The sequence below is a fragment of the Pseudovibrio ascidiaceicola genome (assembly GCF_900114245.1).
Taxonomy (GTDB): domain Bacteria; phylum Pseudomonadota; class Alphaproteobacteria; order Rhizobiales; family Stappiaceae; genus Pseudovibrio; species Pseudovibrio ascidiaceicola.
In genome coordinates this window covers 163,190-183,669 of record NZ_FOSK01000007.1, presented here as the reverse complement: position 1 = coordinate 183,669, position 20,480 = coordinate 163,190, and the positions used below count along the sequence as shown (strand labels likewise).

The following is a 20,480-nucleotide window of genomic DNA, read 5'->3' as shown; positions in this document are numbered from 1 at the left end:
TTAACCAGTTTCTACAAGGCGGGGAGCCTGACGTGTGTCCACATCGTCAGACAAATCTGTAAGCGGGGTCGGATAGTCCCCGGTAAAGCAGTGATCAGTGAACTGCGGGTTCTCGTTGTCACGGCCATTCTCATGACCCATGGCACGGTAGACACCGTCAATGCTCAGGAAGGCAAGGGTATCTGCACCAATGTATTTGCGCATACCTTCAAGATCATACTTGGCAGCCAGCAGCTTCTCGCGAACCGGCGTATCGATGCCGTAGTAATCGGAGAATTTGATTGGCGGAGAGGCCAGGCGGAAGTGAACTTCTTTCGCACCAGCATCCCTGATCATCTGAACAATCTTTACGCTGGTGGTACCGCGCACGAGGCTATCATCCACCAGCACAACGCGCTTGCCTTCAATTTGCGCTCTGTTGGCAGAGTGCTTCAGCTTAACACCAAGCGTACGGATCTGCTGTGTCGGCTCAATAAAGGTACGACCAACATAGTGGTTACGGATAATGCCAAGCTCAAACGGCACACCGCTTTCGGCTGCAAAGCCAAGAGCTGCAGGAACGCCAGAATCTGGTACCGGAACAATGACATCTGCTTCAACGGCGCTTTCTTGCGCCAGCACACGTCCAAAACGCTTACGAACGTCATAAACGGAATGACCATTCAAAACACTGTCCGGGCGGGAGAAGTAGATGTATTCAAAGATGTCTGGGCGGGAAGGGCGCTTGCCGAATGGGAAGTAGCTTTCGATACCACCTGGTGTGCAAACAACAACTTCACCGTTCTCAACTTCACGAATGAACTTCGCGCCGATGATGTCCAGTGCACAAGTTTCACTCGCAAAAATCGGAGCACCGTTCAGATCGCCAAGAACCAATGGGCGAATTCCATAAGGGTCACGCGCACCAATCAGCTTTTTGCGTGTCAGCGCGACAAGAGAGTAAGCACCTTCCATCTGGCTGATAGCCTCGATGAAACGATCTACGATCTTTTTCTCGCGGGAACGTGCAACCAGCTGCAGAACCACTTCACTGTCAGAAGTGGACTGGCAGATCGCGCCATCCTTGATCAACTGACGGCGCACGGTCATCGCATTGGTAAAGTTGCCGTTGTGACAGATTGCGATACCACCGCCATCAAGCTCAGCAAACAGCGGCTGTACATTGCGCAATGCTGCTTCACCAGTGGTGGAGTAGCGCACATGGCCAATCGCGTACGGGCCCTTCAGGTTGTCGATGGTTTCCTGCTGAGTGAAATGATCACCCACAAGACCCATATGACGTTCTGAGCGGAACTGATCGCCATCAAATGTCACAATGCCTGCAGCTTCCTGTCCACGGTGCTGAAGCGCATGAAGCCCCAGAGCCGTCAGTGCTGCTGCATCATCATGTCCAAGAATGCCAAAAACACCGCATTCCTCGTGCAGGGTATCGCCGTCAAAATCTGCCTGTAGCTCTTCCAAAGCGGCAGAATTGTTTGATACGCCACTGCTCATGGCATCACTCCTTGGTTCTTACTTGGGCCAAATGTCAAAATTTAAGCTTAGTTCCGGCCTTCGCCGGAGGCCGTCAGCTGGTCCAGTCCGCGCCGCTCGCTTGGGGAGTAACGGGCTTCTTCATCACTGGACGCACCTGTTGCAGAGCCGGTTGAGCCGCCCTGCTTACGAATCTGGTCCATAATCGCGCGCTCAGGGTCTTCCGGCAGTGCCGCAACCAGACTTTGGCCACTGGTCACCAGTAGATGTCTGGACTTGGCATCCATGATCCAGTTTGGCTGGCGTGGCTCTGGCACAAACCAGTTAAAGAACAGCAGCGCAACAACCACAAGCAGGAAGCCGCGGGCTGCACCAAAAACAAAACCGAGGGTTCTGTCGAGCGCGCCAATTCGGCTATCCAGCACGAAGTCTGAAATGCGCATGGTGATGTAACTCACCACGATCAATGTCACGAGGAATACAGCACCTGCAGCAATGGCAGTTGCCAGTGTGTCATTGGTTACGTGCTGCAACACAAATGGTTTCAGGCTTCCATAAAAAAGATAGGCGGCGACTGCTGCTGCGACCCATGATGCAATAGAAAGCACCTCACGCACGAACCCGCGAATCATAGCAAGAACGCCAGAGATCAGCATGATAACCAGTAGAATTCCGTCTAAGAGTGTGATCGGCATCTGTCGACACAAGTCCCTTGTTTGACTGGCAGGCAAACCAACAAAAATGCCTGCCGGTTAAAATCAGCCTAGGTTAAACCCTTAAGCGTTTTCCATTTTCTGTGCACTGGCAACAATATTTGCCACCAGATCTCCCAGCTCCTCAAGTCCTTTAACCTGACCGAGAGCATTGGAGCCTTCTTTCATATTCCCGTCGGCGATAACCGCCTGACCGAATCCAAGCTTCTGAGCTTCCTTTAATCGGGAAGCTGCCTGAGCAACTGGTCGAACTGCACCAGACAGACTGATTTCGCCGAAATAGACGCATTCGAGAGGAAGAGCAACCCCACTAAGCGATGAGATTAAAGCTGCCGCAACGGCGAGGTCAGCTCCTGGCTCATTAATTCTCAGTCCACCAGCGACATTCAGATAAACGTCATGTTGCGCAAACTTAACACCGCAACGCGCTTCAAGCACGGCCAAAATCATGGAAAGGCGCGCGCTGTCCCACCCGATCACCGCCCGGCGTGGTGTGCCAAGGGGGGAGGGTGCAACAAGTGCTTGCATTTCGACCAGCAAAGGCCGCGTACCTTCTATCCCGGCAAACACGGCTGAACCTGGAGCAGTTGCGCTTCGTTCACTGAGGAACATAGCACTGGGATTCTTTACTTCTCGTAGCCCCATATCGGACATCTCGAAGACGCCAATTTCATCGGTTGGGCCAAAGCGGTTCTTCACGGCTCGCAAAATGCGATACTGATGCGCGTTATCACCTTCAAAATAGAGCACGGCATCAACCATATGCTCTACAACACGCGGACCAGCAATCTGGCCATCTTTTGTGACATGACCAACAATAACAACCGTTGTTCCGGTTTTCTTGGCAAATCGAACCAGCGCCTGCGCAGAGGCGCGGACCTGTGTCACCGTTCCCGGAGGAGAATCGGCCATCTCCGTCCACAGTGTCTGAATACTGTCCAGAATTACAAGATGAGCACGTTCATCGCCCTTCTTGGCTTCCAGAGTTGCAAGAATATCTTCAACACTTGTCTCAGCAGCCAGTTGAACCGGAGCATCGCGCAGGCCAAGACGCTCTGCACGCAAGCGCACTTGATCCACCGCTTCCTCGCCAGAGATGTAAACGATGTTGTGCCCTTGGTAGGCGAGATGTGCGCTGGCTTGTGTCAGCAAGGTGGATTTACCGATTCCAGGATCACCGCCTACAAGCAGAGCAGACCCTTTCACAAAGCCGCCGCCAGTCACGCGGTCCAACTCGGCGACGCCTGTGATAATTCTTGGAGCGTCTTTGGTTTCACCCGACAGCCCGACCAATGGGACAACGCGTCCTTTGGAACGCGAAGCGGTTTTTGGCCCAGCACCGATGCCGCTGGCCTCTTGCTCTTCCTGAATTGTGTTCCATTCGCCGCAAGATTCGCAGCGGCCTGCCCATTTGAGTGTGGTTGCCCCACAAGACTGGCAGACAAATGAAAGGGAGCGTTTCGCCATATTGAATTCAGGTTCCTGCCAGTGTTTAGCTCGCTAGCGTTTATAGTGGCGTGTATAGCGTGCTCCAAGGCTACACAGCAATTCATATGGGATGGTTTGAGCAAAGTTTGCCAATTCATCCACGTTTACATGTGCGCCCATAATCTCAACCGGTGCACCGCGTGACAGATGTTCCTCGGGAATATCCGTCACATCAACTGCAATCATATCCATGGAGACACGGCCAAAGATGGGGGCAAAGTGCCCGCCGATATAAACCCGTGCACCGTTAGGCTGGTCGTCAGAGCTGCCAACCAACCGGTGTAAACCATCCGCATAGCCTGCATTTATGGTTGCAATTCGGCTTTTTCGCGGTGTTACACGGGAAGCCCCATAACCCACAGGGTCGCCGTGCGGCACCTCGCGCAGACTTATGATCTCTGCTAGAACATGTGCAACCGGAAGCATCGGGTTGCTGTCGTCAGGAACTGGGTTTCCTCCATAAAGTGCAATGCCTGGGCGAACCATGTCGAAGTGGTAATCTGCTCCCAGGAAAATACCTGCAGAGTTGCTCAAGGATTTGCGGGCGCCCGGAAACAACTCACAAACCCGCTGGAAGCGATCCAATTGCTTTGCGTTGAGCTCGTGGTCAGGCGTATCGGCGCAAGCAAGATGGCTCATGATCAGATCAATCTTGATGCCCTTAAGGAAATGAGGCGACTCACCAGTCTTCAGCGCATCTTCAATAGACATGCCCAGACGATGCATGCCTGTATCAAAGTGCAAAGCCGCAGACAGTTCTTCATCCAGGCCTTGCGCAAAAGCAGACCATTCAGTTGCTTCCTCAAGACTGTTTAAGACCGGTTTGAGATTGAAATCGTAATAGAATTTCTCACGGCCACGAAAGAGGCCATTCAGCACATAGATTTCTGCGTGTGGCAGTTCTTTGCGCAAGTCGATTCCTTCTTCAGGAAGCGCAACAAAAAAGACGCGGGCTCCAGTGTGATAAAGTGTTTTGCCAACTTCTGTTGCGCCAGTCCCATAACCGTTGGCTTTAAGCACCACAGCACAGGTACAGCCATCCCCCACCTTACCATTCAAATAACACCAATTGGAGCGTAGAGCGGTAAGGTCGATGGTTAATTTTGCAGCGCCGCCAGCAGAATGAGCTGCGCGGGCAGATGTAGGAGCGGCAGAATGTGTCACGCGATTGCCCTCAGATTCTTTGAATGCGCAATAACCTACAAAAAATATCTGAATTTAAAAAGAAAGACCCGGAGCACTGCACAACTGATGTACGTTACCCCGGGCCAATCGCTAATTCAGTAGGATGAACCAGTCTTACTCCATAATTCTGTCAGGAATATGGGCGTCGTCTGCCAGATCGGAGAAGCGAGTGAACTCGCCCTGGAACTGCAGATCAACAATGCCAGTTGGACCGTGACGCTGCTTGGCGATGATGACTTCCGCCTTGCCGCGTAACTGCTCCATCTTGCTACTCCATTCTTCATATTCAGGAGTGCCTTCAGGCGGTTCTTTTTTGCCCATGTAATACTCTTCACGATACACAAACATGATCACATCCGCATCCTGCTCGATCGAGCCAGATTCACGAAGGTCAGACATTTGTGGGCGTTTATCGTCACGGTTTTCAACCTGACGAGAGAGCTGGGACAGCGCAATGATCGGAACATTAAGTTCCTTTGCCAGCGCTTTAAGGTTGGTGGTGATCTCAGTAATTTCCTGAACGCGGTTGCCCTGATTCTTGGAAGAACCGGTAAGCAGCTGAATATAGTCGACCACGATCATATCCAGCCCCTTTTGTCTCTTCAGCCGTCGGGCTTTGGAAACGAGGGACGCAATGGAAATACCACCTGTTTGGTCCACATGAAGTGGAACGTGTTGCATATGCTGTGTCGCCGCAACCAGCTTCTCAAATTCAATCTCGTTGATGTCGCCGCGGCGAATCTTGGAGGAAGAAATCTCTGTCTGCTCGGAAATAATACGAGTCGCCAACTGTTCGGCACTCATTTCCAAAGAGAAGAAGCCAACAACGCCGCCATTTACAGTCCGAACAGTGCCATCCGGCATCTCTTCAGTCTGATAATTTTCAGCAATGTTATAAGCGATGTTTGTAACCAGCGATGTTTTACCCATCGCAGGACGACCAGCCAGAACGACCAAATCCGAAGACTGCAAACCACCCATGAGTTTGTCCAGGTCACGCAAACCTGTCGAAACACCGGAAAGAGCGCCTTCACGCTGAAAGGCCGCTGCAGCCATCTCAATGGTTTCAGTCAGTGCACTGCCAAAGTCCTGAAAACCGCCGTCTGATCGGCCAGTCTCCGCCAGTTCAAACAAACGACGCTCAGCATCGTCAATCTGAGAGGACGGAGGCATGTCGATCGGCGCGTCATAAGCAATGTTCACCATGTCTTCGCCAATGGTGATCAGGTTACGGCGAGTCGCCAGATCGTAAATGGTCTTGCCATAGTCTTCTGCGTTGATCACAGAAGTCGCATCACCTGCAAGACGCAGCAGATACTGAGTAGCAGACAGGTCTGCAATCTTCTCATCTGCCGGGAAAAATGTTTTGAGCGTAATAGGCGAGGCAATCTTACCTGCCTTAATCAACGCTCCGCATTTGTCATAGATATCCTTGTGGGGAGCTAAGAAAAAATGGCGCGCTTCTAAAAACTCCGAGACACGATAATAGGTCTCGTTGTTTACCATAATGGCACCAAGAAGCTGGCGCTCTGCCTCGGCATTATGCGGGACCACTCGCATGGTCTCACTAGCCTTCTCTAATTTTTGGACTGTGCCCTTCATTCCGCCCCTCGTGCCGCTTGGCAACTTGGTTACAGCTTTAAGGCGGGCAGGAAAAGGGGGCCTTCGCACCTTAAGCCCAGTTCTTTAACAAAATTAAATCAGCGGGGAAAATTGCAGGTTGCCAATTGACAGTCGCTACTCTCTAGACGCGAGAAAAGCTTAGAATAATTGTTTAAAATCAGCCGTATTCAGGGATTTTCGCCTCAACTACAATTATTAACAAACTCTTTTTTGAGGAACAGAATCAGCGGGGACTTTGCCGATTCTGCCAAGTTCGGTGCATAAAAAAAGGCAGAGTCGGAGACCCTGCCTTTTTCATCGAAAAATGAAGAAAAATTATTCTTCGGTTTCTTCTTCTTCGCCTTCACCAGCTTCTTCAGATGCTGCTTCTTCGCCTTCTTCCAGATTTTCATCTTCATCAAGATCTTCGTCGAATTCGAAGGAGTCATCGTCCTGTACTGTGAGGTCTTCACCAGCTGCCTGACGGTTAGCTTCGTCTTCAGAACGAGCAACGTTAACAGAGATTTCAACTTCAACTTCAGGGTGAAGAACGATGGATACATCGTGCAGACCAATGGTCTTGATTGGTGCGCGCAGGGAAACCTGGGAGCGAACAACACTGAAGCCTGCTTCGGTCAGTTCACCAGCGATATCGCGGGTAGCAACAGAACCGTAGAGCTGACCAGTTTCGCCAGCCGCGCGGATAACAACGATGCTTGCACCAGCCAGCTTTGCGCCAACTTCTTCTGCTTCAGTTTTACGCTCAAGGTTACGAGCTTCAAGCTGTACGCGTTCGCTTTCAAAGCGCTCAAGGTTCGCTTTGTTTGCACGAAGTGCTTTGCCCTGAGGCAGCAGGAAGTTACGTGCGTAACCGTCTTTAACAGCTACTGTTTCACCCATCTGGCCAAGTTTAGCCACACGCTCAAGAAGGATAACTTTCATGGAATTTCTCCTTTGCTGTCCTGCGGAAAGTGTGATCCGCAGTTAGAGAGAGCTTCTCGCTGATGCGAGCAATCTCTCAACCGTGATTCCGACATGTCGGAATCATGAAAAAAGGTCAGAGTGCAAAACACTCTGACCTAATAATCAAGACTTACTTGATTACGAACGGCAGCAGGCCGAGGAAACGAGCGCGTTTGATGGCACGAGCCAGTTCACGCTGTTTCTTCGCAGATACTGCGGTAATACGGGAAGGAACGATCTTGCCGCGCTCAGAGATGTAGCGCTGCAGAAGACGGATGTCCTTGTAGTCAATCTTTGGAGCGTTCGCACCAGAGAATGGGCAGGTCTTACGACGACGGAAGAAAGGACGACGTCCTGCGGAAGAAGATTCAGCCATTTTCAATTACTCCGCTGCAGGTGCTTCAGGACGACGATCAGGGCGTGGGCCACGATCACCGCGATCGCCACGGTCCGGACGTGGACCACGATCATTACGATCACCACGACGACGGTCGTCGCGATCACGCTTCTGCATCATAGCGGACTGTTCTTCGTCCAGCTCTTCTACACGGATGGTCATGAAACGAAGAATGTCTTCGCTCAGGCCCATCTGACGTTCCATTTCAGCAACAGCCGCGTGTGGAGCATCTACATTCATCAGAGTGTAGTGAGCCTTACGGTTCTTGTTGATACGGTAAGTCAGAGTACGCAGACCCCAAGTTTCGATTTTGCCGACTTTGCCGCCGTTTTCTTCGAGAACAGTTTTGAACTGTTCAACGAGGGCTTCAACCTGCTGAGTAGAAATGTCCTGACGAGCCAGGAACACGTGCTCATAGAGCGCCATGTGGATTGCCTTTCTGAGTTAAACAATTCCGGTATTGGCGCAAAGCCCCTTCGAATGGCCCTCAGAAAAGGCCCAGAAGATGTTTACACAAGAGCGGAGACACGGGAAGACGGATATCTTTCAACTCCTACAACCCTTAAGGGGCTGCCTTCCTTTAAGCCTCCGGCCTAATACCGGAAACGAGATGGGCTTTATAGCCAATCCCCTACAAAAGACAAGTACTATCGGGGAAAAAGACCTTTTTTCCAGATGCAGTCTTGACATTGCGCTTGCGAGGCGGCTCATGTCGCCCCGATGAATACGCAGGCAACCAAGGTTTTCCTTAGGTTTCTTGAAGGTGCAAGCAGTTGACGAATAGGGCATCTGCAATGCTACTAATTTTGGCGGCGGTCATAATTTGCACGTATTTGGTGAATTTATAGCCGCCCCATCTTGGAATACAAAGTAGGCCACCCACATTTGAGGCGATTGGCCTACATTGACGCAATAAGAGTGCGACGGAGCTATTTATAAATGACTATTGCATTTACATTTCCCGGACAGGGCAGCCAGACGGTTGGAATGGGTAAAGAACTTGCCGACACGTTCCCGGAAGCGCGCGCTGTATTTGAGGAAGTTGATGCAGCTCTCGGTCAGTCTCTGACCAAGATCATGTGGGAAGGTCCGGCAGACGAGCTGACCCTCACGGCAAACACACAGCCAGCTCTGATGGCTGTAAGTCTCGCCACCATGCGTGTGCTTGAGGCGAAAGGCGTTGACCTTTCCAAAGCCGCAAGCTTTGTAGCAGGCCATTCTCTTGGTGAATACTCTGCACTGGCTGCAGCGGGCTCTTTAAGCATTGCCGATGCAGCACGTCTGCTGCGCATTCGCGGTGATGCAATGCAAAAAGCAGTGCCAGTGGGTCAGGGCGCAATGGCTGCTCTCCTGGGGCTGGACTTCGATCAGGCGATGGAAGTTGCACAGGAAGCCGCTCAGGGCGAAGTTTGTCAGGCAGCCAATGACAACGCAACCGGACAGGTTGTTGTGTCTGGTCATAAAGCAGCTGTTGAGCGCGCCTGTGAAATCGCAAAAGGCAAAGGCGCTCGCCGTGCTGTTCTGCTTCCGGTATCTGCACCGTTCCATTGCTCTTTGATGCAGCCTGCTGCAGACGCAATGGCAAAGGCACTGGCTGAAGTTGAGATTAAAGCACCGGTTGTGCCACTTGTTGCAAACGTTCTTGCCGCACCAATTACTGATCCGGAAGAAATCCGCACCCGTCTCGTAGAGCAGGTGACTGGAACTGTACGCTGGCGCGAATCTGTAACCTGGATGGCTGACAACGGAGTGACCACGCTGGTTGAAGTCGGTACAGGCAAGGTTCTCAGTGGCATGGTGCGCCGTATCGTCAAGTCTTTGGAAGGTGTTGCGATCAACACAGCAGAAGATATTGATGCACTTGTTGCACGTCTTGAAGGCGTCGAAAGCTAATACACAGATTTTGAAGGCTCAGAGGCGCCGCATTTTGCACTGCGTATAGACGGAACCTATGGTTCCTCCCTATGAGCTTTCTTCAAACGGATTTTAAGCCGAGGAGACCAACGGCATGTTCAATTTAGAAGGTAAAAGCGCACTCGTAACCGGCGCGACCGGTGGTATCGGTGAAGCGATTGCACGCGCACTTCATGCGCAAGGCGCAACTGTAACTCTGTCCGGCACTCGCGAAGCGAAGCTGGAAGCGCTGGCATCTGATCTGGGCGATCGCGTTCACATTAAGGCTGCGAACCTGTCTGACCGTGACAGCGTTGATGCGCTTGTGCCAGCTGCTGAAGAAATGATGGGCGCTCTCGATATCCTCGTGAACAACGCTGGTATCACCCGTGACAACATCTTCATGCGTATGAAAGACGAAGAATGGGATCAGGTTCTTGAAGTGAACCTGTCCGCAACGTTCCGCATCTGCCGTGCTGCAATCAAAGGCATGATGAAGCGTCGTCAGGGCCGCATTATCGGAATTACCTCTGTTGTTGGTGTGACCGGCAACGCAGGTCAGGTGAACTATTCTGCTGCAAAAGCTGGCATGATTGGCATGTCCAAGTCTTTGGCGCAGGAAGTGGCGTCTCGTAAGATCACCGTAAACACAATTGCTCCAGGTTTCATCTCAACCGCGATGACCGACGAGCTGAACGAAAAGCAGCGCGAATCGATCCTGGGCAACGTTCCAGCTGGTCGTTTGGGCACTGCTGAAGAAATCGCAGGTGCAGCTGTTTATCTCGCAAGCGATGAAGCAGCGTACGTTACCGGTCAGACACTGCACGTGAATGGCGGTATGGCGATGATTTAACGAAGAAATACGCAGCCGGTCCGATCCTCTTACAAATGGGGCAATCACTACTGGCGGCTGGTAAACCAGTGCTAATTGTGCTAGGAACCCGCCGATTAGAAGTGACCTCTTGGAAAGAGGAACGGAAAAGCTGCGGTTTTCTTTGGAAGCGGCTTAACATATGGGCCGTTGCGTCTTTTCAAAAGAACCAGAGTATGCAACACGGGAGCCGAGTGAAACAAGGCCCCGCGAAGCGGACCGAAACACTACCTTGAAAACCAATTGAGGACTTAAAATGAGCAATGTTGCAGAGCAGGTAAAGAAGATCGTTGTCGAACACCTCGGCGTAGAGGCTGACAAGGTCGTTGAATCTGCAAGCTTCATCGACGATCTGGGTGCAGACAGCCTGGACACCGTTGAACTGGTAATGGCTTTCGAAGAAGCATTTGGCGTTGAAATCCCGGACGATGCTGCTGAAACCATTCAGTCCGTTGGCGATGCTGTAAAGTTCATCGAATCCAAACAGGGCTAATCCTGTTTCAAAAAGCTAGGCACGCGGTGGGTCGTTTGCGCTCGCCGCGCCTGTTTCCTTTTCAGTTGCATGCCTGTCGCAGAGAATGACGCTTACGTCTTCCAGTACGACACAAAGGGCTGGCAGCGCCAATCTAATTAAAGTGCAGGAAATATGCGTCGAGTCGTTATCACAGGCATTGGCATGGTTAGCCCACTGGGCAGCAGTGCAGAAATCTCTTGGCAGCGAATTCTTGAAGGTAAGAGCGGTGCACGGCGCATCGAGGGCTTCGAAACAGAAGACCTTCAAACCAAAATCGCTTGTCAGGTCCCACTTGGCGATGGAACCGATGGAACCTTCAATCCAGATGATTTCATGCTCCCAAAAGAACAGCGTAAAGTTGATGACTTCATCATCTATGCTGTAGCAGCTGCCGATCAGGCAATTGCAGATTCTGGCTGGAATCCGGAAACCGAAGAAGAGCAGAACCGTTCCGGCACCTTGATTGGGTCTGGTATCGGCGGCCTTCAAGGTATCGCTGAAACAGCTATTATGATGGAAGAGAAGGGCCCACGTCGTGTTAGCCCGTTCTTTATTCCAGGCCGCTTGATCAACCTTGCAAGTGGTTATGTGTCCATCAAGCACAAACTCAAAGGCCCGAACCACTCAGTGGTTACAGCTTGTTCCACTGGTGCGCACGCTATTGGCGATGCTGCCCGTCTGATCGCATTGGATGATGCAGACGTGATGGTTGCTGGCGGCACTGAGAGCACAATCTGCCGTTTGGGCATTGCCGGGTTTAACGCCTGTAAAGCCCTGTCTACGGGCTACAACGATGAGCCGGAAAAAGGCTCTCGTCCCTACGATAAAGACCGTGATGGCTTTGTCATGGGCGACGGTTCTGGCGTTGTTGTTCTGGAAGAATACGAGCACGCTGTCGCGCGCGGCGCGAAAATCTACGCTGAAGTTGTTGGCTATGGTCTTTCCGGTGATGCATACCACATCACTGCACCAGCATCCGACGGCGACGGTGGCTACCGTTGTATGAAAGCTGCGCTGAAACGTGCTGGCATTTCTCTCGGTGATGTTGATTACGTCAACGCACACGGCACCTCGACACCTCTGGGTGATGAGATTGAGCTGGGTGCAGTTGAGCGTTTGGCTGGTGATGATGCCGGGTCTTTGACCATGTCATCCACCAAATCTGCAACCGGCCACCTGTTGGGTGCAGCTGGCGCAGTAGAGGCAATCTTCACCGCTTTGGCGATCCGTGATCAGATTGCTCCACCAACGATCAACCTTGAAAATCCATCAGTTGAAACTGAGATTGACTTGGTCCCTAATAAAGCCAAGAAGATGGAGATTAATTATGCTCTGTCTAACTCATTTGGCTTTGGCGGCACAAACGCGTCTCTGGTTCTCAAAAAAGTCGAGTCATAACTCGCTCTTTTGATCAAGAAATAATAGGGCCAGACTCCGCATGGCGGAATCTGGCCTTTTATATTGCGGCTCCCGAATGGGTTAGGCTCTGTAATGAGTATTTAAAGCGTATCTGCGAAAAGTGGGCATCGGTTTTCGCTAAGGATACGCTAGTAATGGAGCACTGTAAGTGCTCCCGTATAGAGGGTTACAATGGCTCAATCGCCTGAAGACAACTCAAATGGGCCTCAAGATCCGTCCGATCTTCATATTCAACCGGGTGGGCAATCTGCTCCGCGGAGTCCCAGCCGCGCTATTCAGCCAGAAGCTGCACCACCACCTCCGCCGCGTTCCCGTCATGCACGCAATCCTGTCGTCATAACCATCAACTTTCTGCTCTCCATGGCTGTACTCGGCATTATCGTCGCTGGCGCTGCGCTTTATTGGGGTAAAGGAGAGTTTGACGCCACCGGTCCGCTGACAGAAGAGAAAATCTTCATTGTCGCGAGTGGCATGAGCCTGCCGCAGATTGCTGCCAAACTGGAAGATGAAGGCGTTATTACCAATTCGCTCGTGTTTGAAGCTGGCACCCGCTTGTTCAAAAACGAGAACAAGATCAAAGCAGGTGAGTACGAGTTTCCGGTAGGGATCTCCATGAAGACTGTCATGGAAGATCTTGTTGGTGGCCGTGCGGTGTACCACTCTGTGACCTTCCCGGAAGGCTGGAGCAGCGCCCAGATCATCAACCGCCTGAATGCAAACAAGATCCTGACCGGTGAAATCTCTGCAATCCCCGCAGAAGGCTCACTGCTGCCAGAAACCTATACATTCACTCGCGGAACCACGAAGGCGCGCATAATCGAGCAGATGGAAAAGGCGATGAATGATCACATCGCTCGCATCTGGGAAAAGCGCTCTCAGGGTTTGCCGATCGATACTCCAGAACAACTCGTGATCCTTGCTTCTATCGTGGAGAAGGAAACCTCCAAGGTGGATGAGCATCCGCGCGTTGCCTCTGTCTTCGTCAATCGCCTGCGCAAGGGCATGCCGCTGCAATCTGATCCGACCATTCTTTATGGCTTGTTCGGTGGAGATGCCTGGACGAAAGATCGCTCGGCGATCACGCGCTCCATGCTCAAGGAAAAGAACCCTTACAACACCTACCAGATCAAAGCATTGCCTCCGGGGCCAATCGGCAACCCAAGTGCTGCTGCTCTGGAAGCTGTCGCAAATCCGGCCCGTACAAAGGATCTTTACTTTGTGGCTGACGGAACTGGTGGCCATGCTTTCGCCGAGAGTTACAAGCAGCATCAGCGGAATGTCGCTAACTGGCGTAAGGTTGAAAAAGAGATCCGCGCAAGACAGGCTGCGGAAAAGAAAGAGAACTGATCTGCAAACCTTGCAGGATAAAATGAGAAAAACCTGCCCAGTTCATAAACCGGGCAGGTTTTTTGCTGAAAGCAAGCCCTTTGCCTGAGGCATGGACACTGAGTTTCAGATTAGGCAATGCGTAAAGGCCAGGGCAACGACATATCTCATGGGCAGGAGCCAATTTCATGGGTAAGCTCAGGGCCAGCAAATAGTGAATGAGAACGCCAACGGACAGACGGTGTTCAGATGAGGAGTTTCAAGGAATGGCACTGGCGAGCATGACCGGCTTTGCCCGCGTGGAAAGCAGCTATGAAGAAACGCGCTGGGTATGGGAACTTCGTTCCGTCAATGGCAAAGGCATGGATGCACGCTTGCGTCTGCCTCAGGGGCTGGACGGCGTTGAAGCGGAAGTTCGTAAGCGCCTCGCTGCGAAACTAAAACGCGGCAACGTCTCTGTAGGCCTGCAGATGCAACGTTCACAATCTGATACAGCTCTGGTTGTGAATGAAGAAGCTCTGGAGCAGGTGCTCAAGGCCATCTCCATTCTCCGCAATCGCCTTCCTGATGCGCCAGAACCATCACTCGACGGTATTCTGGGCTACAAAGGCGTTTTGGAGTTTGAAGAGGCTGAAGAGAGCGAAGAAGAAAAGAATGCCCAGATCGCAGCTCTCCTGTCATCTTTCGATGAAGCGTTGAATGAGCTTGTTGAAATGCGCAGAAGCGAGGGCAACGCCATTGCTACTCTGCTGAAAGGCCAGGTCGACACCATTGAGGCTTTGGCCAAACAGGCTGAAGAACTGCCTTCCCGTAGCCCAGAGGCCATTCGTGCCCGCCTTGAAGCTCAGGTCAACGAGCTGCTTCAGGCAAGTAGCCAGCTAGATCCTCAGCGCTTGCATCAGGAAGCAGCAGTCCTTGCCACCAAGGCAGACATTCGAGAGGAGCTGGACCGGCTCTACGCACATGTAGAAGCTGTTGGTGACTTGCTCGTCAAAGGTGGAGCCATCGGTCGTCGCCTCGATTTCCTAGCACAGGAATTTAACCGCGAAGCAAATACGCTCTGTTCAAAGTCCAACAGCGTCGAGCTGACGGCCATTGGGTTGGAACTGAAAACAGTGATCGACCAGCTCCGCGAGCAAACTCAAAACATCGAGTGAAGCGGTGCTGGGAAAGTCTGGGATCGGTTTTCGCAGCAGAACATGAAGACAAACGCTTGAAGTGCAAATAAGCAAAAGAAGACAAAACCAATATGACCTCTAAAAAACGAGATGGGACAACCGTATCAGCTCAGGATATCGAAGAGGCGCGCCGCGGCTTCATGCTAGTGTTAGCTGCGCCCTCCGGAGCTGGAAAGGGAACGATCGCAAACAAGCTGTTGGCGGACGATGACAAGCTGGCGCTTTCTGTGTCAGCAACGACCCGTCAACGCCGTGCAGCCGAAGAGCATGGCGTTCACTACTACTTTCTCGAAACTGATGACTTCGAACGCAAAATCAAAGCCAACGAACTGTTGGAATGGGCTAAAGTTCACGACAACTATTACGGCACCCCGCGTGAGCCTGTTGATGCCAGCCTGAACGCTGGTAAGGACATCCTGTTTGATATCGATATTGCAGGCGTACGCCAACTGCAGGAGCAAGCCGGTGAAGATGTTGTTGCGATCTTCGTATTACCGCCATCTATCGCAGAAATGCATGCTCGCCTGACAGGTCGCGGAGATGATGATGACGCTGCCATCAAACGCCGCATGAAGACAGCAATTGATGAGGTCTCCGGCTGGCAGGAGTTCGACTATATCATCGTAAATGACGATTTGGACAAGGCCGTCGCAACAGTACAGTCAATCATCGCAAGCGAACGCCTGAAACGGGTTCGCCTGCCTAAACTCTCCGGAAAGATGGAAGGTATGATTGCCGACCTGAAGTCCACCATTGCTGAGTAATCAGACAAGAAAATTGTAAAATCTTGTAAATTCAGAATGTTGACGTGGTTTTGTGATTCAAACTATTAGCTACTTGAATCGAATTGTGAGCCAGATACAAGCAGGGCATTATCTGCAAGAGCAGGTGCCCTGCAAAACAGCAGCCGTCGTGAGTGAATAGCCATTGACCAGCCAAGTACAGAGACGGGCTGAACTTGAGGACAAAGAGCGATGATCACACGACGTCAGGCGCTGAAAGGCGCTTTGTTTGGAGGGGCCGCTGTTGCTGGCGGCTTGGCGGGTGCCTCCAGTCTGTGGGCTGTTCCAAAACGGCATGATATGATTGCAAGAAACATCGATCATCAATTGATGAACGGTGCGCCTGCCACAAAAAACATGTTTACGTTTGGCGACGCCATGCCACCAACCTTGCGCGTAAAGCAGGGCCAGCCGTTCCATAGTCGTCTCATTAACAAGCTGGAAGAGCCAACAACCATCCACTGGCATGGTATGCGCCTGCCCAATGATATGGATGGCGTTGCGTTCCTGACCCAGCATTATGTCTACACCGATGATCACTTCGACTATCGCTTCACACCGCATGATGCAGGTACGTTCTGGTATCATCCGCATTGCAACTCGTTAGAGCAACTGTCTTACGGCATGACAGGCTTGATGATTGTCGAGGAGGATGAAGATCCTGGCTTTGATCATGACATCCCGGTAAACCTGCGCGATTTCCGCCTTGGCAGTGATGGCCAGTTCGTCAAACTGTTCCAGCCACGCAAATCTGCGAGAGCAGGGACGTTTGGAACGCTCCGCACCTCTAACTGGCTATCAGCACCAGTAATGGATGTAAAAGCAGGCTCCCTTGTCCGCCTGCGTCTATGCGTGACTGACGTAACCCGCATCTACAAACTGTCCTTCCCACAAGGCACGGATGCAAAAGTCATTGCCATGGACGGCAATCCGGTCGAGCCATTTGCTGTCAACAAGCTTGCACTGGGACCAGGGCAGCGTGCAGATATAGCGATGCGCATTCCGGATGGAGAAGGGGAACAGATTGAGCTGACCAACTTCTCCTCGTCCTCTCCATGGCCGGTATTGTCACTGCGGGCGATTGGACAAACCTTGAACCGCGACCTGCGCGAGATCAAACCATTGCCAGTCAATCCGATCCCGCTGCCTGATTTGAAAAACGTGGAATACATCCCACTGGAATTCTCAGCCACAGCCGAAAAACGGCCTGCCAACCCAATTTGCGGTAGTCTGGGCTTTTCATTCTGGGCGGTCAACAAAGAGGCATGGCAAGGCGCAGAGCGCGGCCCGCTGGATCCAGTGGAAGTTCTCAAACGCGACAAGTCTTATGTGTTCGAGTTTATCAACCGGACACCGCACACGCACCCAATCCATATCCACGGCATGACCTTCAAACTCCTCAAAAGCAACAAACGCCAACTCGCTCCATGGTGGACCGACACCGCACTCGTGCTGCCAGACGAACGCGTACAAGTCGCCGTGCGCCCGGACTACGAGGGCGACTGGCTCATGCACTGCCACATCATAGAACACCAGGAAAGCGGCATGACTGCCTTCATGCGCGTGGAATAAACCATCGCTGCAGGCCTAACATGACAAAGCCCTGAGACCAGACAAGGTCTCAGGGCTTTGTCATGTTAGCAATTAAGCACGTTGGCTCTAGTCCTTGTCAAAAGCATGTGCCAGGGCAATGAAGCCAGTGACATCAATTTCTTCTGCACGCGCGGTGGGTTTCAGGCCTGCGGCTTCGATGCGAGATTCTGCGTCAGGTTTAAGGCCTTTTAAGCTGGCTCTGAGCATCTTGCGACGTTGACCAAAGGCATGAGCCGTCACGCGTTCCAACGCCTTCAGTGGGCATTCAAGAGGCTTCTCGCGTGGATGTAGTTGCACCACAGCGGATGTCACCTTTGGTGGCGGGGTGAAGGCCTTTGGATTTAGGTCAAACAGTATGTCCGTATGACATCGCCAGTTTGCCAAAACACCAAGGCGCCCATAGGCCTTATCGCCAGTTTCAGCAACAATGCGTTGCCCGACTTCTTTCTGGAACATCAAGGTCAGAGAGTCCCAAAATGGTGGCCATTCATCGGTTGTCAGCCATCCAAGCAGCAGCTGCGTGCCGACATTGTAAGGCAGGTTGGCGATAATCTTGATTGGGCCGTCAGCAAGGTCAGCAGGATTGTACTTGAGGGCATCACCCTCAATCACCTCAAGTGTCCCTTTATAATGCTCTGAAATCTGAGAAAGGGCAGGCAGACATCGCGTATCTTTCTCAATCGCAATAACCTTCTTGGCACCAGCTGCGAGCAAAGCGCGGGTCAAACCGCCAGGGCCTGGACCAACCTCAATAACGGTACAGTTGCTCAGATCCCCAGCATTGCGGGCAATGCGCGAGGTAAGGTTGAGGTCCAGAAGAAAATTCTGACCAAGGGACTTGCGGGCATCGAGCCCATGCTCTGCAATCACCTCACGCAGAGGTGGCAGATCATCAATTTGTGCCATTAAACGAGCTCAGGTTGTGCGAGGGCTGCTGCAAGGCGCAGGGAAGCCATCAAGCTGTTTGGAGAGGCCTTATTCGTTCCCGCAATAGAAAATGCGGTCCCGTGATCAGGTGATGTGCGCACATAGGGGAGGCCGAGTGTCACATTCACAGCTTCATCAAAGGCCAGAGTTTTGACTGGTATAAGCGCTTGGTCATGATACATGGCCACAGCCACATCGTAGGTATCCAGCGCTTCACTGTGGAACATGGTGTCGGCAGGCAATGGACCGCGTGCATCTATGCCCTCACTGCGCAGTTGGGCAATAGCTGGAGAAATCGTTTCGATCTCTTCCGTACCCATAGAACCGCCTTCACCAGCGTGAGGATTGAGACCTGCAATAGCAATACGCGGCGCGGAGATGCCAAACCGTTCAATCATGTCTTTGTTGATCGCTCGGCAGCGAGTGATGATGAGGTTTTTTGTTACCAGCTTTGGCACATCCACAAATGGAACATGGACGGTAAGCGGAACAGCCATCAGTTCTGGGCCTGCCAGCAACATGATAGGGTCTACCTCTTTATCCCAGTAGGTCTTTGCCAAATCGCCGAGAAACTCGGTATGACCAGGGTGATGGAAACCCGAATCATAAAGGATCTTCTTGGAAATTGGGTTGGTAACGACGGCAGAAGCTCTGCCATCCTTCACATGCCGCACCGCAGTCTCGATGGATTCAATGACAAGGGCAGCATTCGTTCCAGACGGGGCCCCAGGACTAACCTGCACCGGACCAGAAAGCGGAACCACAGGGAGTGCTTCATCAAAGCAGTCACAGGCTGCTTCTGGTTCCACCACTTTGATTGGAATTTTCAATCCGAGATGCTTTGCGCGAGCTTTGAGAAGCTCTGGATCGCATAGGACGTAGAACGGCTGAACAGCTTGTTCAAAGCGAACTTTCCACGTTTTAAGCGTGATATCAGGTCCAATACCTGCAGGCTCGCCCATCGTCAGGGCGAGCGCCAATTTCACTCTGCGCATAATAAAAAAACATCTCCTGCTGCTGATCAGGCGATCAGCGCTGCTCGATTACAGCATTGGAGCGTAGGTCACGAAGGTAACGGCGAGAAAGCTGTTGACCTTTTTTATTCCGCAACTCGCCCTCGATAGTGCTTCGCGCAGTCGCATCACTGTTGATTGTCTCTTTACCACAAAGAGCAATCATCTCAAATCCGGAGTCTACAGGGGTAGGCGCTGTGACGCGGCCAATAGAGATCTTATTCAGCTTTTGCACGAAGGCAGCGGGCAGATCAGTTTCAAGACGTTTGCCGATTGGACGCACGATGACTTCATTCAAGCCTGACGCAATACGCGTACCTTCTTCACAAGAAGTGAAGCGGGCCCTAAGCTTCTTCATTTCGGAGACACGCTTGTTTTTGAAGGACTTGCTGGATTTCTTAGGAACGACAAAAATGATGCGTTGCAGATCGTATTCAACGCTGGTTGAGCCATTGTCATCTTTGCTTTCTTTGCCCTGAAGCGCAGCAATCACATCTGATTCATTAATCCGAACGGTCGCGCGAAAACGCTGCATGACAACTTCAGACCAGGAAATTTCAGCACGCAAACGATTTTTCAATGTGCGCGGATTTACGCCGCTCTGAGAAAGGGCTTGCTTGAATTGAGAAGGGGAGAGTTTAACGCGCTGTGCGATCGTTGCAAAAGCATCATCTACTTTCTTGTCAGCGATTGAAACTCCGACCCGCTTTGCTTCTTCAAGCTTCAGCGCTTCGTCAATCAGCTCATCCTTAGCTTTTCTTTTGGCAACGCCGGACGGTGCCCGCGTGGTAAGCGTGATAAGCTTTGACCGCTGTTGCAGTTCATAACTGGTAATCGGACGGCCATTGACGACAGCAACGATTTTACTTGCGGCTTCCGCAGAAGTAAGCATCGGACCAAGTGGCGCCAGCATGCTGGCAGCAACAACAAGCGAAGCACAGAAGCGAGTAAGTTTCATTTTGTTAAGCTCTCCGTCCCAAAGGCGACTGCCCTCAATGGACGCTCCCTAGATAGCACTGGTGCATATTTGGCACAGCTTGACTCAAATTAGAAGGGTGCAGCCCGGAAAAATTTATTCAAACTAATAATAACAAATGTAGGCGACATTCTGTCATGCCTCTGGCTATTTCCTGTGCACAGCCA

The 20,480-nt window shown here is 51.8% G+C and carries 19 protein-coding genes; 8 read left to right on the top strand and 11 right to left on the bottom strand.

What is annotated here, in order from left to right; genetic code table 11:
• The 8 genes from purF to rpsF form a co-directional block, all read right to left on the bottom strand.
• Window positions 1-1,494 (bottom strand): amidophosphoribosyltransferase, encoded by a 1,494-nt coding sequence (purF, locus tag BM231_RS14650; RefSeq protein WP_063310840.1) that lies wholly within the window; start codon window positions 1,492-1,494, stop codon window positions 1-3.
• A 47-nt stretch (window positions 1,495-1,541) separates the two neighbouring features.
• Entirely contained in the window at window positions 1,542-2,168 is a 627-nt protein-coding gene (locus BM231_RS14645) for a CvpA family protein (protein ID WP_093520506.1), read from the bottom strand.
• Window positions 2,169-2,249: 81 nt separating this feature from the next.
• The gene (gene radA / locus BM231_RS14640) at window positions 2,250-3,653 is read right to left on the bottom strand and encodes a DNA repair protein RadA (protein ID WP_063310842.1); all 1,404 of its coding nucleotides are present in this window, start codon (window positions 3,651-3,653) and stop codon (window positions 2,250-2,252) included.
• A gap of 33 nt (window positions 3,654-3,686) precedes the next feature.
• Window positions 3,687-4,838: an alanine racemase gene (gene alr / locus BM231_RS14635; protein WP_093520504.1), complete on the bottom strand. Its 1,152-nt coding sequence runs from the start codon at window positions 4,836-4,838 to the stop codon at window positions 3,687-3,689.
• Window positions 4,839-4,973: 135 nt separating this feature from the next.
• Window positions 4,974-6,461: a replicative DNA helicase gene (locus BM231_RS14630; protein WP_093520502.1), complete on the bottom strand. Its 1,488-nt coding sequence runs from the start codon at window positions 6,459-6,461 to the stop codon at window positions 4,974-4,976.
• Window positions 6,462-6,797: 336 nt separating this feature from the next.
• Window positions 6,798-7,403, bottom strand: coding sequence for a 50S ribosomal protein L9 (gene rplI / locus BM231_RS14625; RefSeq protein ID WP_093520500.1), 606 nt, complete (start codon window positions 7,401-7,403; stop codon window positions 6,798-6,800).
• Window positions 7,404-7,554: 151 nt separating this feature from the next.
• Window positions 7,555-7,800, bottom strand: coding sequence for a 30S ribosomal protein S18 (rpsR, locus tag BM231_RS14620; RefSeq protein ID WP_008552033.1), 246 nt, complete (start codon window positions 7,798-7,800; stop codon window positions 7,555-7,557).
• Window positions 7,801-7,806: 6 nt separating this feature from the next.
• Entirely contained in the window at window positions 7,807-8,247 is a 441-nt protein-coding gene (gene rpsF / locus BM231_RS14615) for a 30S ribosomal protein S6 (RefSeq protein ID WP_057460953.1), read from the bottom strand.
• Window positions 8,248-8,760: 513 nt separating this feature from the next.
• Between rpsF and fabD the strand changes: the two genes are divergently transcribed.
• From fabD to BM231_RS14575, 8 genes are all read left to right on the top strand, one after another.
• Entirely contained in the window at window positions 8,761-9,714 is a 954-nt protein-coding gene (gene fabD / locus BM231_RS14610; RefSeq protein WP_093520498.1) for an ACP S-malonyltransferase, read from the top strand.
• A 115-nt stretch (window positions 9,715-9,829) separates the two neighbouring features.
• Window positions 9,830-10,567, top strand: coding sequence for a 3-oxoacyl-[acyl-carrier-protein] reductase (gene fabG, locus BM231_RS14605; protein ID WP_063307244.1), 738 nt, complete (start codon window positions 9,830-9,832; stop codon window positions 10,565-10,567).
• Between the two features lie 274 nt (window positions 10,568-10,841).
• A complete protein-coding gene (locus tag BM231_RS14600; protein ID WP_008551920.1) occupies window positions 10,842-11,078 on the top strand; it encodes an acyl carrier protein in 237 nt (78 codons plus the stop codon).
• A 153-nt stretch (window positions 11,079-11,231) separates the two neighbouring features.
• Window positions 11,232-12,497: a beta-ketoacyl-ACP synthase II gene (fabF, locus tag BM231_RS14595; RefSeq protein ID WP_093520496.1), complete on the top strand. Its 1,266-nt coding sequence runs from the start codon at window positions 11,232-11,234 to the stop codon at window positions 12,495-12,497.
• A 192-nt stretch (window positions 12,498-12,689) separates the two neighbouring features.
• The gene (gene mltG, locus BM231_RS14590) at window positions 12,690-13,865 is read left to right on the top strand and encodes an endolytic transglycosylase MltG (protein WP_093520494.1); all 1,176 of its coding nucleotides are present in this window, start codon (window positions 12,690-12,692) and stop codon (window positions 13,863-13,865) included.
• Window positions 13,866-14,110: 245 nt separating this feature from the next.
• Window positions 14,111-15,001: a YicC/YloC family endoribonuclease gene (locus BM231_RS14585; protein WP_093520492.1), complete on the top strand. Its 891-nt coding sequence runs from the start codon at window positions 14,111-14,113 to the stop codon at window positions 14,999-15,001.
• Window positions 15,002-15,093: 92 nt separating this feature from the next.
• A complete protein-coding gene (gene gmk, locus BM231_RS14580) occupies window positions 15,094-15,786 on the top strand; it encodes a guanylate kinase (protein WP_093520490.1) in 693 nt (230 codons plus the stop codon).
• Window positions 15,787-15,996: 210 nt separating this feature from the next.
• A complete protein-coding gene (locus BM231_RS14575; RefSeq protein WP_093520488.1) occupies window positions 15,997-17,376 on the top strand; it encodes a multicopper oxidase family protein in 1,380 nt (459 codons plus the stop codon).
• 87 nt (window positions 17,377-17,463) lie between these two features.
• On the opposite strand, the gene rsmA is transcribed toward BM231_RS14575, so the two are convergent.
• The 3 genes from rsmA to BM231_RS14560 are packed head-to-tail and all read right to left on the bottom strand — an operon-like array spanning window position 17,464 to window position 20,295.
• Window positions 17,464-18,303, bottom strand: a complete 840-nt coding sequence (gene rsmA / locus BM231_RS14570; protein ID WP_093520486.1) for a 16S rRNA (adenine(1518)-N(6)/adenine(1519)-N(6))-dimethyltransferase RsmA — start codon at window positions 18,301-18,303, stop codon at window positions 17,464-17,466.
• The gene (gene pdxA, locus BM231_RS14565) at window positions 18,303-19,319 is read right to left on the bottom strand and encodes a 4-hydroxythreonine-4-phosphate dehydrogenase PdxA (RefSeq protein WP_093520484.1); all 1,017 of its coding nucleotides are present in this window, start codon (window positions 19,317-19,319) and stop codon (window positions 18,303-18,305) included. Before pdxA ends, rsmA begins: the two co-directional genes overlap by 1 nt.
• A 34-nt stretch (window positions 19,320-19,353) precedes the next feature.
• Window positions 19,354-20,295: a SurA N-terminal domain-containing protein gene (locus tag BM231_RS14560; protein ID WP_093520483.1), complete on the bottom strand. Its 942-nt coding sequence runs from the start codon at window positions 20,293-20,295 to the stop codon at window positions 19,354-19,356.
• Window positions 20,296-20,480 lie beyond the last annotated feature (185 nt).